The sequence below is a fragment of the Pseudoalteromonas sp. 19-MNA-CIBAN-0066 genome (assembly GCF_040308705.1).
Taxonomy (GTDB): Bacteria; Pseudomonadota; Gammaproteobacteria; order Enterobacterales; family Alteromonadaceae; genus Pseudoalteromonas; species Pseudoalteromonas nigrifaciens.
On the sequence record NZ_JBEONZ010000002.1, the window covers coordinates 271,468 to 291,681 of the forward strand.

19 protein-coding genes are annotated in these 20,214 nt (G+C 42.8%); 6 read left to right on the forward strand and 13 right to left on the reverse strand.

The annotated features are described in order from the left end of the window. Positions 1 to 34: 34 nt before the first annotated feature. Genes pcp through pxpB form a run of 4 tightly spaced genes read right to left on the reverse strand, consistent with a single transcriptional unit; the run spans position 35 to position 2,416 of the window. Positions 35 to 703: a pyroglutamyl-peptidase I gene (gene pcp, locus AAEZ18_RS02640; RefSeq protein ID WP_011328121.1), complete on the reverse strand. Its 669-nt coding sequence runs from the start codon at positions 701 to 703 to the stop codon at positions 35 to 37. After that, positions 696 to 776, reverse strand: a complete 81-nt coding sequence (locus AAEZ18_RS02645; RefSeq protein ID WP_303394021.1) for a hypothetical protein — start codon at positions 774 to 776, stop codon at positions 696 to 698. The genes pcp and AAEZ18_RS02645 overlap by 8 nt, the downstream gene beginning before the upstream one ends. Before the next feature lie 42 nt (positions 777 to 818). Beyond that, entirely contained in the window at positions 819 to 1,757 is a 939-nt protein-coding gene (locus AAEZ18_RS02650) for a 5-oxoprolinase subunit C family protein (RefSeq protein WP_011328122.1), read from the reverse strand. Continuing rightward, on the reverse strand, positions 1,754 to 2,416 hold the full coding sequence (pxpB, locus tag AAEZ18_RS02655; protein ID WP_192532036.1) for a 5-oxoprolinase subunit PxpB: 663 nt from the start codon (positions 2,414 to 2,416) through the stop codon (positions 1,754 to 1,756). Before pxpB ends, AAEZ18_RS02650 begins: the two co-directional genes overlap by 4 nt. 251 nt (positions 2,417 to 2,667) lie before the next feature. On the opposite strand from pxpB, the gene msrA reads away from it, so the two are divergent. Next, on the forward strand, positions 2,668 to 3,951 hold the full coding sequence (msrA, locus tag AAEZ18_RS02660) for a peptide-methionine (S)-S-oxide reductase MsrA (protein ID WP_086996109.1): 1,284 nt from the start codon (positions 2,668 to 2,670) through the stop codon (positions 3,949 to 3,951). Positions 3,952 to 4,278: 327 nt separating this feature from the next. Here the strand turns inward: msrA and AAEZ18_RS02665 are convergent, their stop codons facing one another. The 9 genes from AAEZ18_RS02665 to AAEZ18_RS02705 all read right to left on the reverse strand — a co-directional run bounded on the left by AAEZ18_RS02665 (position 4,279) and on the right by AAEZ18_RS02705 (position 13,890). Continuing rightward, complete coding sequence (locus AAEZ18_RS02665; protein WP_192532035.1) at positions 4,279 to 5,172, reverse strand: LysR family transcriptional regulator; 894 nt, start codon at positions 5,170 to 5,172, stop codon at positions 4,279 to 4,281. A gap of 298 nt (positions 5,173 to 5,470) precedes the next feature. Further along, complete coding sequence (locus AAEZ18_RS02670; protein ID WP_011328126.1) at positions 5,471 to 6,127, reverse strand: 3-oxoacid CoA-transferase subunit B; 657 nt, start codon at positions 6,125 to 6,127, stop codon at positions 5,471 to 5,473. Positions 6,128 to 6,144: 17 nt separating this feature from the next. Continuing rightward, positions 6,145 to 6,843, reverse strand: coding sequence for a CoA transferase subunit A (locus tag AAEZ18_RS02675; protein WP_011328127.1), 699 nt, complete (start codon positions 6,841 to 6,843; stop codon positions 6,145 to 6,147). An 88-nt stretch (positions 6,844 to 6,931) separates the two neighbouring features. Beyond that, a complete protein-coding gene (locus tag AAEZ18_RS02680) occupies positions 6,932 to 7,828 on the reverse strand; it encodes a hydroxymethylglutaryl-CoA lyase (RefSeq protein WP_011328128.1) in 897 nt (298 codons plus the stop codon). Further along, on the reverse strand, positions 7,828 to 9,831 hold the full coding sequence (locus AAEZ18_RS02685; protein WP_350593767.1) for an acetyl/propionyl/methylcrotonyl-CoA carboxylase subunit alpha: 2,004 nt from the start codon (positions 9,829 to 9,831) through the stop codon (positions 7,828 to 7,830). The genes AAEZ18_RS02680 and AAEZ18_RS02685 overlap by 1 nt, the downstream gene beginning before the upstream one ends. A gap of 8 nt (positions 9,832 to 9,839) precedes the next feature. Then, complete coding sequence (locus AAEZ18_RS02690) at positions 9,840 to 10,610, reverse strand: enoyl-CoA hydratase/isomerase family protein (protein ID WP_350593769.1); 771 nt, start codon at positions 10,608 to 10,610, stop codon at positions 9,840 to 9,842. A 12-nt stretch (positions 10,611 to 10,622) separates the two neighbouring features. Further along, positions 10,623 to 12,230, reverse strand: coding sequence for a carboxyl transferase domain-containing protein (locus tag AAEZ18_RS02695; protein ID WP_350593772.1), 1,608 nt, complete (start codon positions 12,228 to 12,230; stop codon positions 10,623 to 10,625). 10 nt (positions 12,231 to 12,240) lie between these two features. Beyond that, on the reverse strand, positions 12,241 to 13,416 hold the full coding sequence (locus tag AAEZ18_RS02700) for an isovaleryl-CoA dehydrogenase (protein ID WP_011328132.1): 1,176 nt from the start codon (positions 13,414 to 13,416) through the stop codon (positions 12,241 to 12,243). Positions 13,417 to 13,455: 39 nt separating this feature from the next. Further along, positions 13,456 to 13,890 (reverse strand): MerR family transcriptional regulator, encoded by a 435-nt coding sequence (locus AAEZ18_RS02705; protein ID WP_182677687.1) that lies wholly within the window; start codon positions 13,888 to 13,890, stop codon positions 13,456 to 13,458. Between the two features lie 330 nt (positions 13,891 to 14,220). Here AAEZ18_RS02705 and AAEZ18_RS02710 point away from each other — a divergent pair, with 330 nt between their 5' ends. The 5 genes from AAEZ18_RS02710 to AAEZ18_RS02730 all read left to right on the forward strand — a co-directional run bounded on the left by AAEZ18_RS02710 (position 14,221) and on the right by AAEZ18_RS02730 (position 20,212). Beyond that, entirely contained in the window at positions 14,221 to 15,402 is a 1,182-nt protein-coding gene (locus AAEZ18_RS02710; RefSeq protein WP_350593774.1) for a thiolase family protein, read from the forward strand. Between the two features lie 84 nt (positions 15,403 to 15,486). Further along, positions 15,487 to 16,977, forward strand: coding sequence for a CoA-acylating methylmalonate-semialdehyde dehydrogenase (locus AAEZ18_RS02715; protein WP_011328135.1), 1,491 nt, complete (start codon positions 15,487 to 15,489; stop codon positions 16,975 to 16,977). Positions 16,978 to 17,104: 127 nt separating this feature from the next. Beyond that, positions 17,105 to 18,262: an acyl-CoA dehydrogenase family protein gene (locus AAEZ18_RS02720; protein ID WP_011328136.1), complete on the forward strand. Its 1,158-nt coding sequence runs from the start codon at positions 17,105 to 17,107 to the stop codon at positions 18,260 to 18,262. 10 nt (positions 18,263 to 18,272) lie between these two features. Beyond that, on the forward strand, positions 18,273 to 19,070 hold the full coding sequence (locus AAEZ18_RS02725) for an enoyl-CoA hydratase (protein WP_011328137.1): 798 nt from the start codon (positions 18,273 to 18,275) through the stop codon (positions 19,068 to 19,070). Further along, positions 19,070 to 20,212 carry an enoyl-CoA hydratase/isomerase family protein gene (locus AAEZ18_RS02730; RefSeq protein ID WP_011328138.1) on the forward strand — a complete coding sequence of 381 codons (1,143 nt, stop codon included), beginning with the start codon at positions 19,070 to 19,072 and terminating at the stop codon, positions 20,210 to 20,212. Before AAEZ18_RS02725 ends, AAEZ18_RS02730 begins: the two co-directional genes overlap by 1 nt. Positions 20,213 to 20,214: the final 2 nt, after the last annotated feature.

The window sequence follows — 20,214 nt, forward strand, 5'->3', positions numbered from 1 at the left end:
ATGCACCAACATAGCTCGTATTGCACCAAAATGATTAATGTGTGGTGCCGGCTGCTATTTTTACATCGCGCTCATTGCTCAAAGCTTCAGCTATCATTACTTTTAGCGCATTTATTACCACTTCTTCACTCATGCTTGGTGCGCCATTATGGTGCACTGCTTGGCTTGGTAAATAAGGAATATGAATAAAGCCGCCTTTCATTTTTGTATAGTTTTCGTTTATATAATGCAGCAAACCATACATCACATGGTTACACACATAAGTACCGGCAGTATTAGAAATGGCCGCAGGAATATCACTTTCATGTAAGGCGCTTAGCATACGTTTTATTGGTAAATTGCTAAAATAAGCATCGGGGCCATTTTTTGCAATTGGGGTATCAATAGGTTGCTTACCGGCATTATCTTTAATGCGCGCGTCATCTATATTAATCGCAATACGCTCTATAGATATTTCGCTACGTCCACCAGCTTGGCCAACACATAAAACTATCGCCGGGTTATGGGCCTCTATCGCTTGGTGTAATTGCGCAATAGAGGTATTAAACTCACACGATAACTCAATAGCACATACTCTATGTTTCATTATTATATGGTCGTCGAGCTTTTGCACTGCTTGCCAAGAGGGGTTAATGGTTTCGCCATCAAAAGGAGTAAAACCGGTAATTAATACGCACGCCATAGGGTAAGTTGATTTAGTCATTGAACACCACGCTATACATTAAAACAATATTAACGGCGAGTAAGGTTACTGCCGTAGGAGTTTGTACTTTTATTACACTATGCTTCTATTTATATTTAAATCGAGCATAACCGTCCTATTTTTTATTATTGCTATTATTGAGTGCCAAACTGAGCTGATGTAAATGAGCATTTTGTTTATGTTGGGCTCTGTGTGCTTGCTCTAGGGTTACATATTCAAATTCTATATTATCGGCTGCTCTAAACTGTGCAAATTGATGTAAGTCAGCACTGATCACTGTACCTAGTAGCGGATAGCCGCCGGTAGTTTGGCCATCATTAAGTAATACTATGGGCTCTCCGTTGGGGGGCAATTGTATGCTCCCTGGGTTCACAGCCACAGAAGGTAATGAATGTGTGTGCATCAGATTATCTGTATTATTTACTAACCTTACGCCCATTCTATTACTGTTAGGGCTGGCTTTAAATTTACCCGAAGTAAAGCTATGCAAAAGTGTTTTACCTAATAACTTTGCGTGTGGGCTAGGGTGCAAGCGGATAATTTTACGTTGCGGTGGAGCAATAGCCCCCATTTTTATAAAAGGGCCATTAAAAGGCTTAATTGGAATGCAGTCACCACTGCTGAGTGCTTTGCCATCGAGCCCACCAAAGCATGCATTTAAATCAGTTGCTCGAGAGCCCATTATTAGTGGGCACTGCACGCCGTCTTTTACTGCAATATATGCTCTTAACCCCGCTCGTCCTGTGGCAAAGCTTAATACTTGTTTATTTTTAATAGCGTATGTCCAACCTGGGTAAATCGGCTGTTCATCAAGCTTTGCCTGTAAATCAGCGCCTTGGATGGCAATGACAGTATCGCAGTTAAATTCAAGCTCACATAAGCCCACAGTTACTTCAAGCACCGCATCGTTGTCGTTATTACCAAGGAGTCGATTAGCTATTAATTGTGCACAGGGGTCTAAGCTGCCAGCTTTACTTACTCCTAAATGACGATAGCCAATTCGGCCAAAATCTTGAATAGTGAGTTGTACGCCTGGTTTTAGTACTTTTATCATGCGCTTGCTCCTTGGTTTTTTAGCGCTACAAACTCAAGGGTATCGCCTGGTTGCATTAAGCAAGGTTGCGAATGAGAGCTATTAAATAATGTGGTATTGGTATGGCCAATAATATGCCAGCCACCGGGAGTGTCGCTAGGGTAAATACCGGTTTGGGCAGCGCCAATAGCCACCGCACCTTTAGGTACTTTAATGCGAGGCTCAGCGCGCCTTGGGGTATGTAGGCGTGTATCTAAACCATGTAAATAGGCAAATCCGGGCTGAAAGCCTAAAAACAAAACGTGATACTGAGCTTTGCTATGTATACTAATTACCTCATCAATACTTAAATTATGAAAGCGGGCTACATAAGCAAGATCTTCACCCTCGTATAGGGTCTCTATTAAATGGTGTTTACCAGTAAAAGTACTGCTTTTAAGCTCATCCCATAATAATGGTAATGCCTCTAGCCATTTAGTTAAGCCCGCCGATGACTTCAAATACAAAGTGAGGGAATTCATTCCTGCAACTAAGTCGGTAAACTCTGCGGTGTTTTTACAGTGCGCAGCTAAAGCCCAAATTTTTTTTTGTATAGTTAATACATTGTTTGCGTCTAAATGTGCTGCATCTATCAATAAGCTATTGTTACTAAGTGCATAAATTATAGGAGCCGAACTCATAAAACAAACCTGTTAATACAACATGTTTCAAAGCTAACATAGTTCTATTGATTTATTTACACCATTGCGACCAGCAAAATGGATTAAGAGATAAAATATAAACCTTATAGGCCGCTCACTCGTATTTAATTACTTACCAAGTTGAAATAATAATTCAACAGGTAAGGTCTTTATTAAAGCCTGTTACTATTTTTTGTTCAAAATACATTCGCAACAGTAACCGGCCTTAGCATTTATTTAAGAGGTAGTTTATGTCGTATCAGGGTTTAATTTATTTATCTAGCGTTGCTATTTTATTTAGCGCAAGCAGTGTTGCTTTATCAATGGAAAAAGTAGTGCAAAGTAATGTTCAAGCGACTATGCACGTAGAAACACTAGTACTTGGCTCAGGTTGCTTTTGGGGCGCTGAAAAACGCTACGAAGCACTTAATGGTGTTATTGATGCTGAGTCAGGTTATGCCGATGGAAACGGCTTTAAAGCCACTTACAGCAATATAACCAGTCAATCACGTCGCTTTGACGAGGACAATTACGCCGAAGTTGTGCAAGTTACCTATAACAGCAATATTATTAGCGCAAAGGAGCTACTCGAAAACTACTTTGAAAGCCACGACCCAACACAAAAAAATCGCCAAGGTAACGATGTAGGCACTCAGTATCGCTCAATTATTTTAACTACCACCACTGAGCAAGCGAAAGTAGCAAAGCAAGTTAAATCGCAATATCAACAACTGCTTACGCAAGCAGAGTACGGCACTATAGCAACTATTATTAAGCCACTTGACACTTTTTATGCAGCTGAAGAATATCATCAAAATTATTTAGAAAAAAATCCAAATGGCTATTGCCCTGATCACTCAACTGGCGTGGTGTTTAACAAAAAACCGCCCGAACAAGTAGATAACTCCGCTTTATTAATGGGTAAACAAATCGTGGTATTAGACTCACGCGAATACTGTCCATACTGTGAAAAATTTAAAAGCGCTGTAGCTAACGACTACAAAGGCAGTATTGCTATGAGCTTTCGCCACGCCGATCAACTCCAAGGTTTAACCATTAAGTCGGCAACCTGGGCAACCCCCACTATTTTATTTTTAGAAAATGGCACTGAAGTATACGGACGTCAAGGCTATGCAAGCCCAGAGGCGTTTTACAAAGCCCTTGGCGCATTTAAACTAGGCGATAGTGAAGCCTATAAAGTTGCATTTAATTCAAAAACCGATCGCGCTTATTGCAAAGAATACAAAATTTTTAAAAATACACCCGATGGCACCTTTGTCGATAAGCTCAGTGGCGAGCCGCTATTTGATACCCGCGATAGGTTTAACTCTGGAACTGGGTGGTTATCGTTTACGCATCCAATAAAAAGTAGCGTTACTGAACATGACGACAGTAGCTGGGGAATGACTCGTATTGAGCTGCGCTCTAAAAGTACTGGCATACACTTAGGGCATTTATTCCCCGGGGAAGGCCCACGCGGTACAGACCGTTATTGTATAAATGCTACGGTTCTTGAATTTATACCAAGGGATTAAAAATACGTGAGATATACAAAAGCCCAGTAAACTTAACTTTTACTGGGCTTTTTAATTAAGGCTTTAGCTAAAAAGCAGTATTAAAGCCTAATTTATTTTTAGTAAATATTATGTGGATTGCCTAAAAATAAAAACAGTTCAAGCCAAGTCACCACCTAACTTGAACCGTTTTTTACACTGACAACATCTTACACACACAATATAAGATTCTTTTACCAGCTTAATTATTAAACCTTAAATTAAGCTGCGATACTTTCGATAGGTGAACTTTAGATTTATTGAGCATTAATCACAAACGATAAAAATACACCCAATGAGTGAAATAAATTAATCTATAGGTTTGGTTTGTGTATTTTTAAAAGTAGCTATAACCCACTTAGCAAATAAATCAAGCGGATGATTTACATTACTTGGCTCGTGTTGCACTAAATAGTACTTGTCTTTAGTGGTCAGCGGGCGCTCGAATAGTTTATATAACCAGAGTTCGTCTAGCCAGCTTTGGCTTATAGGCAGAGGAATAAGCGCAATACCCATACCTTGCTGCGCTGCTCGTGCTACACCAAACATGCTGTCAATTTGTATAATTTGGGTTGGTGAAAAGTCAACTATTCCTGCTTTCTCGGCCCACTGATGCCATGCCCAAGGGCGTGCTTTGTGTAATATAAGCGGCACTTGATTAAGGGCTTTACAATGATCATCCTTCCATTGTGACAACAAATTTTTATTGCAAGCAGGTATATACTCTAAGTTAAACAGCTCTGTTACAACACCTTCGGTTGGCTTATTCGAGGACAGCACTATTGATAAGTCGCTATGTCGGGTTAGCTCTTTACGGGTTTTAAGCGTATCCATTTGTAAATTAATATTAGGGTGCGCCGACGTCCATTCGCGCAATCTAGGCATTAGCAACTCGCTTGCAAAAAACTCAGGCAAGGTAATCGTTAAATTTGTATTTTGCTGCATTTGGCTAAATTCATTAATTGTGCTCTCAAGCGTACTAACTATTGGCGATATAGCTTCAAAAAAGTCCTTTCCAGCTGTAGTTAAACTAATCGAGCGGGTTTTACGCACAAAAAGCTCAATGCCAAGTTGTTCTTCTAGTTGTTTAATTTGATGGCTTACAGCCGAAGGCGTTAAATACAGCTCATTTGCTGCATGCTTAAAGCTTAAACTTCGTGCCGCGAAGCAAAATGAGCGAAGACCACGTATAGGAGTTTGCATGTTTTCCAATATAAAGTTGTTTGAGTCGCCTATATAAGGCAATAACTGAACCAATTATTAAAATCAATAATATCAGAAGGTTGAAACTTTTACTGCATTAAGTTCACAATAATGGTGCAACAAGGTAACAAGGTGGTGCAGAGCAGTTACAAGTTAGCGTAAAATTTCAGCTTCTTAAAATAATAATAAAACTTAGAAAAATAGGCAAAAAAAATCCCTCGTTAGAGGGATTTTGGGTAACTCAGCGCCATTGGCACTGGGAATGAGGTCGGTACAAGGTAAAGTTTAAACCTAGGGCTTAAAACACCATTTCTGGTACTTCACCGTCAACAAGTAATTTACCTGCTGTTTTACTAATAATTTCATCTACAGATACGCCCGGAGCGCGCTCTAACAGATGAAATGCGCCGTCTTTAACTTCTAGTACGGCTAAATCTGTAACTATTTTTTTAACGCAATTAACGCCGGTAAGCGGTAATGTGCAGGCCTCTAATAGCTTTGAGTCGCCATGCTTACTGGCGTGGGTCATGGTAACAATAATATTTTGCGCGCCTGCAACCAAGTCCATTGCGCCGCCCATGCCTTTAATTAACTTTTTAGGGATCATCCACGACGCTATGCTACCGTTTTGATCTACCTCAAAAGCGCCCAGAACTGTTAAGTCTACATGACCACCGCGTATCATGGCAAAACTATCTGCACTATTAAATATGGCTGCACCTTTTGCAGCTGTCACGGTTTCTTTACCCGCGTTAATCATATCGGCGTCTAGCTCTGCTTTAGTTGGGTATGGTCCCATGCCTAACAAGCCATTTTCGGACTGTAACATAACTTCAATATCGTCTGGAACATAGTTTGCGACGAGTGTCGGAATTCCTATGCCTAAATTAACGTAATAGCCATCTTTTAGCTCTTGTGCAACGCGCATTGCAACTTGTTCACGTGATAATGCCATAATATTAATGCTCCTGCTTAATCTCGTGTAGTAACACGCTCAATGCGTTTTTCAAAGTTGCCTTTAATAACGCGGTTTACATAAATGCCAGGGGTATGAATTTGGCTTGGCTCAAGTTCACCCGGCTCTACAATTTCTTCTACTTCGGCTACCGTAATTTTACCAGCGGTTGCGGCAAGTGGGTTAAAGTTCATTGCAGTGTGGCGAAACACTAAATTTCCGTAACGGTCGGCTTTCCATGCTTTAACAATAGCAAATTCACCGGTTATCGACTCTTCTAAAATATAAGGGCGACCATTAAATTCTTTTACATCTTTACCTTCGGCAACGGGCGTACCGTAACCTGTTGCGGTGTAAAACGCCGGAATACCTGCACCACCAGCACGCATTTTTTCTGCCAAAGTGCCTTGTGGTGTAAGCTCTACGTCAATTTCGCCGCTGAGTAACTGTTGCTCAAATAGGGCATTTTCGCCAACGTATGAGGCAATTACTTTTTTAATTTGTTTGTCTTGTAATAAAATGCCCAAACCAAAGTCATCAACACCGCAGTTATTAGACACCACAGTTAGCTCTTTGGTTTTCATTTGCTTAATTTGTTTAATTAAGCCCTCAGGAATACCACATAAACCAAAACCACCGGCAATTACGGTATCGCCGTCTTTTAATCCTGCCATTGCAGCTTCGTAACTAGAAACTACCTTATCAAATCCGGCCATGAGTCACTCCTCATTGTGTGCTTAAATTGTTTAACTAACTACATGATAGTTAGTTTATAAGTACTTTGTATAAAAATTATTGGGGATGTTATTTAGCATGCAATGCAATCGACACTTTACTTACGGGTTGTTTGCCAAGCGCTTTTGTTATTTGCCATCCTGCATCACTAAGCCTTTGTAAATCAATTGCGTGCTTAATGCCAAGCCCTTGCAGTAAGTAAACTACATCTTCGGTGGCAACATTTCCTGACGCCCCTTTAGCGTAAGGGCAACCACCAAGGCCTGCTACTGCCGCGTCAACCGTTGCTATACCTAAGTTTAGTGCCGCGTAAATATTTGTGAGCGCTTGGCCGTAAGTGTCATGAAAATGCACTGCAAGTTGCGACTTATCAATGTGCTGTAATAGTAAAGTAAGTAACTCAGTTACCTTTTTAGCTGTGCCTACACCTATGGTATCGCCAAGACTTATTTCATAACAGCCCAGTGCGAGTAGCTTTTGGCTAACATAAAGTACAGCTTGAGGGTCTATTTCGCCTTCATACGGGCAACCTAAAACACAACTTACATAGCCGCGTACTTTAATGTTATGCGCTTTGGCAAACTCCATAACGTCGCTAAAACGCTCAATACTTTGCTCAATACTGCAGTTAATGTTTTTTTGACAAAACGATTCGCTAGCCGCTGTAAATATGGCAAATTCTTTAATTCCAGCGGCATGCGCAGCTTGTGCGCCTTTTAAGTTAGGGGTTAACGCACTTAAGTTTACATCGGGCAAATTAAGAGCCGATATCACATCAGCTGAGTCTGCCATTTGCGGCACCCATTTAGGGGATACAAACGCACCGGCTTCAATGTCTTTTAAACCCGCAGCAGCAAGTGCGTTAATAAGCGCTACTTTGTCGGCAGTGGTTACTGCTTTTTCGTTTTGTAGGCCATCGCGCGCGCCTACTTCAACAATACGCACCTTTTGCGGAAAAACGCTCATTATGCGCCTCCCTTAGCAGGGTCACTTGCAACTGTCGTATCTTCAACTATAGCCAGTAACGCGCCATGGCTTACTAGTTCACCTTCGGCAAAACAATAGCTTTGTAAAATACCATCGTGCGGGGCGTTGAGCGTATATTCCATTTTCATCGCTTCAATAATAACCACAGGGTCACCTTTGGTAATACTACTGCCCAGCTCAACTAAGTGTTTTACTACCGTACCATTAAGTGGCGCAGCTAAAGGCAGGGCATCACTTTGGTGATCGCTAATATAGTGCTTATTTACTAGCTCTAGGCGAGTTTGTAGTGCTTTGTGCATTACGGTGATCACGTTATTAACGCGACTTACGTGGGCTGTGTGTTTTTCGCCGTTTATAAATACACTACAAAGGCCATTATTTAAACTGCCTTGAACATTAAATACGTGCTCATTATGGGTAATACTGTAGCCATTATTCGTTTTAACCGCATTAAGAGTTAAATCAACAAACGCAATTTTAACGCTTTGCGGTGCATTTAGAGCAAAGCCACTGAGTTGTTGCCAAGGGCTTGTATTTGGCGCTTCTTGAGTGCTAACTAGCTGCTCTAAATAAGTAAAGGCTGCAATAAGCTGGCTTGCTTGGCGAAGAGATTGATCAACCGCCACTAACGAATCGCCTTGCTCGGCAATAAAGTGAGTGCTAGGCGCGCCTTGTTTAAAGCTAGGGTGCACAGCTAAGTTATGTAAAAAGCCAATGTTAGTACTAAAGCCCGCTAAGTGAAATTGCTCAAGCGCGTGTTGTAAACGGCTCAGCGCTTGTTCGCGATTATCATCATGCACAATTAACTTGGCTATCATGGGGTCGTAATATGGGCTAATTTCGTCGCCGGCTGCAATGCCAGTATCAATGCGCACAAACTCACTGTTTAGCGGAGTATAAAGTGCTTCAATTGTGCCTGAGCACGGAATAAACTCATTAGCAGGGTCTTCAGCGTAAATACGCGCTTCAAAGCTGTGGCCTTGCAATTTAATATCAGCTTGTTTGAATGGCAGTGTTTGCCCGCCGGCAATATTAATTTGCCACGTAACTAAGTCAACACCAGTAACCATTTCGGTAACCGGGTGCTCTACTTGCAGACGCGTGTTCATTTCCATAAAGAAGAACTCATCGCCACACAGTAAAAACTCAACTGTACCTGCACCGCGATAGTTTATTGCAAGAGCGCAACGCACCGCGGCTTCACCCATTTCTTTGCGCAACTCGTCTGATAAACCCGGGGCAGGGGCTTCTTCAATTACTTTTTGATGACGACGTTGCAACGAGCAGTCACGATCGCCTAAATAAACACAGTTACCGTGGTTATCGGCAAACACTTGTACTTCTACGTGGCGTGGTTGGTTAACGTAACGCTCTAGCAATACAAGGTCATTACCAAAACCAGCAACGGCTTCACGCTGTGCGCCTTCAAGTGCGCTAATAAATTCATTCGCATGATTTACCACGCGCATGCCTTTACCACCGCCACCAAATGCTGCTTTGATCAGTACCGGGTAGCCAATTTTTTCGGCCTCTGCTTGTAAAAAAGCAGGATCTTGCTTGTCGCCATAATAACCAGGTACTAATGGCACATTAGCCGCGGCCATAATTTCTTTAGCACGCGTTTTAGAGCCCATAGCTTCAATGCTGCTTGCTGGTGGTCCAACAAATACAATATTATTTGCTTCACATGCGTTGGCAAACGTGCTGTTTTCAGACAAAAACCCATAACCAGGGTGAATACAATCTGCGCCGCTGTCTTTTGCTACTTGCAGTATTTTATCGGCAACTAAATACGAGTCTTTACTTGGCGCTGGGCCAATGTGGTAGGCTTCGTCAGCCATTTTTACATGCTGCGCGTGTTTATCAGCATCGGAATACACAGCAACTGTGGTTAAGCCCATTAATTTAGCACTGCGCATTATTCTGCATGCTATTTCACCACGGTTAGCAATGAGTATTTTTTGTAATTTATTTACGTTCATAATTAATCCTACAGTTGCCATTGTGGTGGACGTTTGTCAAAAAAAGCGCTTAAGCCTTCTTGGCCTTCATCCGATACACGAATTTTGGCAATACGATGAGCAGTAAGCTCAATTAGCTCATCGGTTATTTCTTTATTTGCTACATCGTTAATAAGTGCTTTTGCCGCTTTTACTGCAACCGGGCCATTATCAATCAATGTTTGCAGCATAGCGTCGAGCGCACATCCTAAATTACCGGTTACTTGATGAATTAACCCAAGTTGCTTAGCGGTATGCGCATCAAACACCTCAGCAGTTAAAAAGTATCTACGCGCTGCACGCTCACCAATGGCTTTAATTACATAAGGGCTAATAACCGCAGGAATAAGCCCCAGCTTTACTTCGCTTAAGCAAAATTGTGCATTGTCTTGGCATATTGCAATGTCGCAACAGGCAATTAAACCCAAAGCGCCGCCAAACGCAGCACCTTGCACGGCACAAATAGTAGGGTGCGGGCTTGTTGCTAACACTTGCATTAATTTAGCTAACTGCATTGAATCGGCTAAATTATCGTTAACATTGTTATCTGCCATCGATTTCATCCAGGCTAAATCGGCTCCGGCTGAAAAATGTTTGCCTTCAGTTTTTAACACCAAGGCGCGAATATCGAGCGTATTAGCATGTTCAATACATTTTATAAGCTCTTGAATGACTTCGCTGTTAAATGCATTGCGTTTTTCGGGGCGGCTTAAAACGAGTACCGCCACATTTGATTTTGTTATTTGTAGAGTAACTGACATTTTACGCTCCGATTACATTCTAAATACGCCAAATTTCGACTCTTGCACTGGTGCATTACTAGCGGCACTTAAGGCAAGTCCTAAAACGCTACGTGTGTCGGCAGGATCAATAATGCCGTCATCCCATAAGCGGGCGCTGGCATAATACGGATGTCCTTGCTCTTCGTACTGATCAATAATTGGCTGTTTAAAGTCACTTACTTCTTGCTCGCTCATGCTTTGGCCTTTACGGGCTAAACCGTCTTGCTTAACTTGCGCCATTACACCGGCTGCTTGCTCGCCGCCCATTACAGAAATACGCGCATTGGGCCACATCCACATCATGGTAGGTTCAAATGCACGGCCACACATGCCGTAGTTACCTGCGCCATATGAGCCACCAATTAGTACGGTAAATTTAGGCACATCGGCACACGATACCGCCATAACCATTTTAGCGCCGTGTTTAGCTATACCCTCGGCTTCGTATTTTTTACCTACCATAAAGCCGGTTACGTTTTGTAAAAATACTAAAGGAATGTTGCGCTGCGTACATAGCTGAATAAAGTGCGCGCCTTTTTGCGCCGACTCACTAAACAAAATACCGTTGTTAGCGACTATGCCCACTGGGTGGCCATAAATACTCGCAAACCCCGTTACTAGGGTTTCGCCAAAGTAGCGTTTAAATTCGTCAAACGATGAGTCATCAACTGTGCGCGCTATTACTTCGCGTACATCAAATGGCTTTTTAAGATCGGTGCCAACAATGCCGTAAAGCTCGTTAATATCATAACGAGGTGGTTTAACTTCCTCTAGCAACGGCGCAGTAGGGCGGGTGTAATTAATACGCGCTATACATTGGCGCGCAATCGACAACGCATGTTCGTCATTTTGCGCGTAATGATCGGCAACTCCCGATGTTTTACAGTGCACGTCGGCACCACCAAGGTCTTCGGCGGTTACTACTTCACCGGTTGCAGCTTTAACAAGAGGCGGACCCGCTAAAAATATAGTGCCTTGATCTTTTACAATTATGCTTTCATCGGCCATGGCCGGTACATAGGCACCGCCTGCGGTACATAAACCCATAACCACAGCAATTTGTGGAATACCTTTACCCGACATACGGGCTTGGTTGTAAAATATACGGCCAAAATGCAGCTTATCGGGAAATACATCATCTTGCTCTGGCAAGTTTGCACCGCCCGAATCAACTAAATAAATGCAAGGTAAATGGCAACGTTCAGCAATATCTTGCGCGCGTAAATGCTTTTTAACCGTTAGCGGAAAGTAAGTACCGCCTTTAACCGTGGCATCGTTTGCAATAATCATGCATTCAACACCTTTAACACGGCCAATACCTGCTACTACACCGGCACACGCAATTTCTTGCTCGTAAACACCAAAGGCGGCAAATTGCGAAATTTCTAAAAATGGCGAACCTTCGTCAATTAAAGTGCTAATACGGTCACGTACAAATAATTTACCGCGGCCTTCGTGGCGCTCTTTTAATGCAGCGCCGCCACCTTGGCTAATTGTTGCCACTTTATTACGTAAATCATCTACCAACGCCGACATATTTTTATGGTTTTGTACAAACGTTGGATCGTGAGGATTAACGCTCGATGTTAAAATCGTCATTATTTAATCCTTAACGGCTTTCAGTGAAAAGTTCGCGGCCAATTAGCATACGGCGTATTTCTGAGGTACCTGCACCAATTTCATATAATTTGGCGTCACGTAGTAGGCGGCCCGTTGCGTATTCATTTATATAACCATTGCCACCTAAAATTTGAATGGCATCTAGCGCCATTTTAGTTGCCAGCTCGGCTGCATATAAAATAGCACCGGCAGCATCTTTACGGGTGGTTTCACCGCGATCACACGAGCGAGCCACTGTATATACATACGAGCGTGCGGCGTTCATTTGCGTATACATGTCGGCTACTTTGCCTTGAATTAACTGAAACTGACCAATAGGCGTATCAAACTGTTTGCGCTCATGAATATAAGGTACAACAATATCCATACACGCTTGCATAATACCCAGTGGGCCTGCTGCAAGTACTACGCGTTCGTAATCAAGGCCGCTCATTAATACTTTAACGCCTTCGTTTAAGTTACCTAAAATGTTTTCTTCGGGTACTTCGCAGTTTTCAAATACCAGTTCACAGGTATTTGAGCCACGCATACCGAGTTTGTCGAGCTTTTGCGCGGTTGAAAAACCAGGGAAGTCGCTCTCTACAATAAATGCAGTAATACCTTTTGCGCCGGCAGTTAAATCGGTTTTAGCGTAAATAACTAAAGTATGCGCATCTGGGCCATTGGTGATCCACATTTTATTACCGTTTAAAATGTACTTATCACCTTTTTTCTCGGCTTTAAGTTTCATTGAAACTACGTCTGAACCCGCATTTGGCTCACTCATAGCAAGGGCACCAATGTGCTCACCGCTAATAAGCTTAGGCAAGTATTTTTCTTTTTGGGCTTGCGTGCCGTTACGATTAATTTGGTTTACACACAGGTTTGAATGCGCACCATAGCTTAGGCCAATAGAAGCACTTGCACGGCTAATTTCCTCCATGGCAATAACATGCTCTAAATAACCTAAACCAGCACCGCCAAATTCTTCAGCTACTGTCATTCCCAATAAACCCATTTCGCCCATTTGTGGCCAAAGTTGATTTGGGAAAGCGTTATCAAGGTCAGTTTTTTCGGCTAGTGGGGCAATTTCTTGGCTGGCAAAGCTGTTTACATGTCCGCGGATCATATCGGCGGTTTCGCCAAGGCCAAAGTTCATTTCTTTATATAGTGAAATAGTGCTCATGATTCATTCCTGTGTGATTGATTAAGTTAATACCGCGTATTACTCATCTATTTTATTAAGTGTGTCGCGGCAACGGCGCTCGGCTGTTACCAATTCCATAAGAACAACTTTAATGTCGTCCATTTGTTGTGATAGGTCGGCTTTTTTCTCGCTAATAAGGTCCAGCATAGTTACCAGCTGCTTAGCACTTGATTTGTCGGCGTCGTAAAGTTCAAACAAACGTCCTGTTTCTGCCAGCGTAAAACCTAAGCGTTTACCACGTAAAATTAATTTTAAGCGTACTTTATCGCGTTTAGAGTAAATACGGGTTTGGCCATTTCTACTTGGCGTAACAAGCCCTTGGTCTTCATAAAAGCGGATAGAGCGGGTGGTAATGTCAAACTCCTTTGCGAGTTCGCTAATACTAAAAGTTTGTTCGTTATTGGCAGGCACAGTGGCCGACGTTGCAAAGCTTGATTGATTATCTGGTTTCATAATAGTGTTTTACCTCATTCGAATAACCCCAATATAAGTGAAGTTTACGTAAAGGTAAAGCAAGATGTTTGTGTAATACTTTAGACTAATGAAAATGGCGAGTAAACTTTCATTAAAGTTAGGCTTTAAAGCCTGCGTAGGCGTTTTTACTGAAGTGTAATGAAACATAATACAAATAAGTTTACAGTTTTTACAGTCAACTAAAAGTTGATTTTAGATTTACGTTGGCGTAAACGTAAATATTATGTATGCTCGTAAACAGATTATAAATAAATTGTTTGGTTCAGCGCATTAAATTGCACGGGGCCAATTACTAAATGGAGCCTTTTTATGACTACTGAAGCCGTTGTTATTGTAGCAGCAAAACGCACCCCAATGGGTGGATTTATGGGCGCACTTAATGATGCGCAATCAACTGAGCTGGGGGCAACCGCTATTGCTAGTGCATTGGCAGAAACAGGCCTAAGCACAGATGCTATTGATGAAGTAATTATGGGCTGTGTATTACCTGCTGGTGTAGGCCAAGCGCCTGCTCGTCAAGCAATGTTAAAAGCAGGCCTAGCACTTAGCACGGGGGCTACCACTATAAATAAAGTGTGTGGCTCTGGCTTAAAAGCGGCAATGTTGGCACATGATCTAATTAAAGCGGGCTCTATAAACTCAGCAGTTGCTGGTGGCATGGAAAGTATGAGTAATGCACCGCACTTTATTCCCAAAGCTCGCGGCGGCATGCGCATGGGGCATGGCGAAATTAAAGATCACATGATGAGCGATGGCCTTGAAGATGCTTACGACAACAAAGCTATGGGTTGTTTTGCACAAGACACCGCCGATGAATACGGTATAGGCCGTGAACAAATGGATAACTTTGCACTAAGCTCGCTAACCAAAGCAAAAGCCGCAATTGAAAACGGCAGCTTTAATAACGAAGTTGCACCGCACACTATGCAAACACGCAAAGGCGACGTTACCGTTGCCATTGACGAGCAGCCAGGTAATGCCCGCCCAGAAAAAATTCCGAGCCTACGTGCTGCATTTAAAAAAGACGGCACTATTACAGCCGCTAACTCATCGTCAATTTCAGACGGTGGCGCAGCACTTATTTTAATGAGCGAGTCAAAAGCCAAAGAGCAGGGCTTAACCCCGCTTTGTAAAATTGTAGCCCACAGCACGCATTCTCAAAAACCAAGCGAATTTACAGTAGCGCCAGTGGGCGCAATGAACAAAGTACTAGAAAAAGCCGGTTGGACTACAGACGATGTTGACCTGTGGGAAATTAACGAAGCGTTTGCCATGGTTACTATGCTTGCTATTAACGAGCTTAAACTAGATGAAAGCAAAGTAAACGTAAATGGCGGTGCTTGTGCATTGGGCCATCCAATTGGTGCAAGCGGCGCACGTATTTTAGTAACGCTTATTCATGCACTTAAAAATCGCGGCCTTAAAAAAGGCGTAGCGTCTTTATGTATTGGTGGCGGTGAAGCAGTGGCCATGGCAGTAGAAGCACTTTAATTTTTTATCATAAAATAATAATCAATGCAGCGCTAATTATAATAATAAAGCTGCACTAACACTCTTATAAAACAGGATTTAATTATGCACCAAGTACCACTACTGATTAATGGCGAATTTATTCAATCAAGCTCAAAAGAACTTATTGACGTAATAAACCCAGCCAACCAAGAAGTGCTAGCCCAAGTACCTTGCACCACAGACGCAGAAATGGATGCAGCTATTGCCTCGGCTTCAGAAACGTTTAAAACGTGGAAAGATGTGCCAATTACTGAGCGCGCGCGCATTATGATGAAATACGCTGCGCTATTAAAAGAGCACCACGACGAGCTTGCCACTATTATTTGTCATGAGCTTGGTAAAACATTTGAAGACGCTAAAGGCGATGTATGGCGTGGTATTGAAGTAGTTGAGCAAGCGGCTAACGCACCGTCATTAATGATGGGCGAAACCATGGAAAACGTAGCGCGTAAAATCGATACTTATTCTTACATGCAACCCTTAGGTGTGTGTGCGGGTATTACGCCGTTTAACTTTCCGGCAATGATCCCATTATGGATGTTTCCGCTGGCAATTGTGTGTGGTAACACCTTTATTTTAAAACCGTCTGAGCAAGATCCACTTACGCCAATGCGCTTAGCTGAGTTATTTATGGAAGCTGGCGCGCCAAAAGGCGTGTTACAAGTAGTACATGGTACAAAACCACAAGTAGATCGCATACTAGAGGACAAAGCAGTACGCGCTATTTCGTTTGTTGGCTCGTGTGGCGTTGGCGCTTATATTTATTCAAAAGGCACAGCAAATCTTAAACGCGTACAAGCGTGTGTGGGTGCTAAAAACCACATGGTTATTATGCCTGATGCCAGCAAATCGCATGTGGTAAATAACTTAGTTGGCGCGTCGGTTGGTGCCGCTGGTCAGCGTTGTATGGGTATTTCGGTTGCGGTATTTGTTGGCCAAGCAAAAGACTGGGTTGATGAAATTAAAGCGGGTTTTGAAGGTGTACGCCCAGGCGTATGGGATGATGCAGGCGCAGCGTATGGTCCGCAAACATCACCGGCTGCAAAAGCACGTATTTTATCGCTTATTGCCGGTGGTAAAGAGCAAGGCGCTAAATGTTTAATTGACGGCTCAAACTTTACGGTTGAAGGCTACGAGCAAGGTAACTGGGTAGGCCCAACCTTGTTTACCGATGTAACTAAAGACATGGACTTATATAAAGAAGAAATTTTTGGTCCCGTACTGGCGTGTATGTTTGTAGATACATTAGATGAAGCCATTGCCCTAATAAACGACAGCCCTTACGGTAACGGCACATCGCTGTTTACCTCAAGCGGCGCAGTTGCACGTAAGTTCCAACACGAAATTGAAGTAGGCCAAGTAGGTATTAACGTGCCAATTCCGGTGCCACTGCCGTTCTTTTCGTTTACTGGTTGGAAAGGCTCGTTTTATGGCGACACTCACACTTACGGTAAGCAAGGTATTCGTTTTTATACCGAAACTAAAACCATTACTTCACGTTGGTTTGAAGACGACATAGCGTCGGGTCCAAATATGAGCATTAACTTAAAGTAATTACTCATAATAAATAGTTTATAAAAAGCATAATTAATAATAAAGAAGGGCACGAAGGTAACTCCTATTACCTTCGTTGCTCTTCACTAATCACCTAGACAACACATAACTAATTGAAGAGGTCTATATGGACTTTAATTTATCAGATGATCAGCAAGCATTTGCTCAAACAGCACGTCAGTTTGCTGACTCAGAACTCGCACCGTACGCCGCTAAGTGGGATCGCGAACATATTTTTCCTAAAGACACGATTAAAGCTGCAGGCGAACTAGGTTTTTGTGGCCTTTACACGCCAGAAGAAGCCGGTGGCCTTGGCTTATCGCGCTTAGATTCAAGCATTATTTTTGAGCAACTTGCTATGGGCTGTACCGCAACAACAGCCATGTTAACCATACATAATATGGCCACTTGGATGGTAGCAAGCTTTGGTACTGACGCCGCTAAAGACAAATACTGCGAACAACTGGTTACTGGCGATTTACTGGCATCGTATTGTTTAACCGAGCCAGGCTCAGGTTCAGACGCCGCATCGCTAAAAACTAAAGCAGTACGCGATGGCGACGAATACGTAATTAACGGCTCAAAAATGTTTATTTCGGGCGCGGGCGAAACCGAAGTATTAGTCGTTATGGCGCGCACCGGATGCGATGGCCCTAAAGGTATTTCGGCCTTTATAGTACCTGCCGACGCTAAAGGTGTTGAATACGGTAAAGCCGAAGAAAAAATGGGCTGGAACGCACAACCTACACGCTTAATTAGTTTTGAAGATGTGCGTATTCCGGCGCATAACTTATTAGGTGCAGAAGGCGAAGGTTTTAAATTTGCTATGCAAGGTCTTGATGGCGGGCGCATTAATATTGCAACCTGTTCAATTGGCACAGCGCAAGCGGCGCTTAATACGGCTCGCGAATATTTAAAAGAACGCACTCAGTTTGGTAAACCACTGGCCGCGTTTCAAGCGCTGCAGTTTAAAATTGCCGATATGAACACCGAGCTTGTAGCCGCGCGCCAAATGGTAAGGCTGGCTGCGTTTAAGCTTGATAATAACGACAGCGAAAAAACCACGTATTGTGCTATGGCAAAACGTTTTGCAACCGATGTGGGCTTTACTGTATGTAACGACGCCCTGCAAATTCATGGTGGCTATGGTTATATTAAAGAATACCCATTAGAGCGCCATGTACGTGATGTACGTGTACACCAAATTTTAGAAGGCACTAACGAAATTATGCGCGTTATTATAGCGCGTCGTATTTTAGCAGAGTCAGCCAGCGAAGTTTTATAAGGAGTTATTTATGTCAGAGTCAAATACTAAGTCTAATCCTAGCATTGAATTAACGACCGAAGGTCATGTAGCCATATTAACTATGTCAAACCCGCCAGCAAATACCTGGACCAAAGACACATTAATTGCCTTAAAAAACACCGTTAATAAGCTAAACAAAAATAAAAATATTTATGCACTAGTGCTTACCGGCGAAGGCGAAAAGTTTTTTAGTGCCGGTGCCGACTTAAACTTGTTTGCCGGTGGCGATAAAGGCGTAGCCGCCGAAATGTCGCGCGTATTTGGCGAAGCATTTGAAGCACTTAGTAACTTTAGGGGCGTGTCGGTTGCGGCTATTAATGGCTATGCCATGGGCGGTGGTTTAGAAGTAGCACTCGCGTGTGATATTCGTATTGCTGAAGAGCAAGCACAAATGGCGCTTCCTGAAGCTAAAGTAGGCTTACTACCGTGCGCTGGTGGTACACAAAACCTAGCATGGTTAGTAGGCGAAGGCTGGGCAAAACGCATGATTTTATGTGGCGAGCGCTTAAAAGCCGACAAAGCACTGCAAATTGGCTTAATTGAAGAAGTTGTTCCACAAGGCGAAAGCTTTGCTGCAGCACTTAAACTAGCTAACCAAGTGGCCGATCAAAGTCCGTCTTCGGTTGCAGCATGTAAAACATTGATTCAAAAAGGGCGTCATCAGCCTATGGCGAGCATTTTACCGCTAGAACGTGAGTTATTTGTGGCCTTATTTGACACCGAAGATCAGCAAGAAGGTGTAAGTGCCTTTTTAGAAAAGCGTCGTGCAAATTGGGTGAACGGCTAATGAGCGGCTTAACATTATTAAATCATGCAGATGACGCAGTCGTATTCGAAACGGCAACCGCGTCAAACGGTGCTTTAATAGCGTTTGCTACGCTAAATGCACCAAAGTCGTTAAACGCCCTTAATTTTGAAATGATCAAACTATTAGAGCCGCAACTAAAAGCTTGGGCGCAAGACAGCAGTATTGCCATGGTGGTATTAAAAGGCGCAGGCGACAAAGCTTTTTGTGCAGGCGGTGATGTTGTAAGTTTGCACCACGCTATGGCTCAAGGCAGCGCAAGCGACTTAGTAGAGGATTTTTTTACGCAAGAGTATCGCCTAGACTATTTAATTCACTGTTACGAAAAACCATTATTAGTGTGGGGTAACGGTATTGTAATGGGCGGCGGTTTAGGCTTAATGGCCGGTGCAAGCCACCGCGTAGTAACCGAAACATCGCGTATAGCAATGCCTGAGCAAACTATTGGCTTATACCCAGATGTTGGCGGCAGTTATTTTTTACATAAAATGCCTCACAGTGTTGGATTATTTTTAGGGCTTACGTCAGCGTCTATAAATTGCGACGATGCCCGTTTTGTTGCCCTTGCCGATCACTATGTAAAAGCAGACAAATACGATGCACTTTTAGCGGGTTTACTCAGCATTAAATGGGGTAAAACGGCCAGTTTAAATCACGAAAAACTTACTACGCTGTTAACTGATTTAGATCAGCAATCAGGGCGTTTGCCTAAAGGTAATATCAAAGCAAATTTGGCAACTATTCAAGAACTTGCTGAGTTTACTACGCTACAACAACAGGTTGACTATATTTTAAACTTAAACACAGACGACAAATGGCTACTAAAAGCGCAAAAATCGCTTAAGCATGGTTGTCCGCTAAGCTGTGCGTTAGTAAGCCGCCAATTAAAAACCAGTAAAGGCAAAAGCCTTGCTGAGTGTTTTAGAATGGAGCTAGGTATGTCGGTACGTGCCGGCGAAGTGGGTGAGTTTCAAGAAGGTGTACGTGCATTGTTAATCGACAAAGACGGTGCGCCAAACTGGCAATACAAAACACTCAGCGACGTGCCAAGCTCAGTGGTAGATAGCTTTTTTGAAGATCGCTATGGCAATAACCACCCACTTAAACAATTACAACAAGGCTAAAG

Bases quoted from the DNA above. Each gene is read 5' to 3' on its own strand.
- pcp (WP_011328121.1), bottom strand. From the start codon at position 703: ATGACTAAATCAACTTACCCTATGGCGTGCGTATTAATTACCGGTTTT.
- AAEZ18_RS02650 (WP_011328122.1), bottom strand. From the start codon at position 1,757: ATGATAAAAGTACTAAAACCAGGCGTACAACTCACTATTCAAGATTTT.
- pxpB (WP_192532036.1), bottom strand. From the start codon at position 2,416: ATGAGTTCGGCTCCTATAATTTATGCACTTAGTAACAATAGCTTATTG.
- msrA (WP_086996109.1), top strand. From the start codon at position 2,668: ATGTCGTATCAGGGTTTAATTTATTTATCTAGCGTTGCTATTTTATTT.
- AAEZ18_RS02665 (WP_192532035.1), bottom strand. From the start codon at position 5,172: ATGCAAACTCCTATACGTGGTCTTCGCTCATTTTGCTTCGCGGCACGA.
- AAEZ18_RS02670 (WP_011328126.1), bottom strand. From the start codon at position 6,127: ATGGCATTATCACGTGAACAAGTTGCAATGCGCGTTGCACAAGAGCTA.
- AAEZ18_RS02675 (WP_011328127.1), bottom strand. From the start codon at position 6,843: ATGGCCGGATTTGATAAGGTAGTTTCTAGTTACGAAGCTGCAATGGCA.
- AAEZ18_RS02680 (WP_011328128.1), bottom strand. From the start codon at position 7,828: ATGAGCGTTTTTCCGCAAAAGGTGCGTATTGTTGAAGTAGGCGCGCGC.
- AAEZ18_RS02685 (WP_350593767.1), bottom strand. From the start codon at position 9,831: ATGAACGTAAATAAATTACAAAAAATACTCATTGCTAACCGTGGTGAA.
- AAEZ18_RS02690 (WP_350593769.1), bottom strand. From the start codon at position 10,610: ATGTCAGTTACTCTACAAATAACAAAATCAAATGTGGCGGTACTCGTT.
- AAEZ18_RS02695 (WP_350593772.1), bottom strand. From the start codon at position 12,230: ATGACGATTTTAACATCGAGCGTTAATCCTCACGATCCAACGTTTGTA.
- AAEZ18_RS02700 (WP_011328132.1), bottom strand. From the start codon at position 13,416: ATGAGCACTATTTCACTATATAAAGAAATGAACTTTGGCCTTGGCGAA.
- AAEZ18_RS02705 (WP_182677687.1), bottom strand. From the start codon at position 13,890: ATGAAACCAGATAATCAATCAAGCTTTGCAACGTCGGCCACTGTGCCT.
- AAEZ18_RS02710 (WP_350593774.1), top strand. From the start codon at position 14,221: ATGACTACTGAAGCCGTTGTTATTGTAGCAGCAAAACGCACCCCAATG.
- AAEZ18_RS02715 (WP_011328135.1), top strand. From the start codon at position 15,487: ATGCACCAAGTACCACTACTGATTAATGGCGAATTTATTCAATCAAGC.
- AAEZ18_RS02720 (WP_011328136.1), top strand. From the start codon at position 17,105: ATGGACTTTAATTTATCAGATGATCAGCAAGCATTTGCTCAAACAGCA.
- AAEZ18_RS02725 (WP_011328137.1), top strand. From the start codon at position 18,273: ATGTCAGAGTCAAATACTAAGTCTAATCCTAGCATTGAATTAACGACC.
- AAEZ18_RS02730 (WP_011328138.1), top strand. From the start codon at position 19,070: ATGAGCGGCTTAACATTATTAAATCATGCAGATGACGCAGTCGTATTC.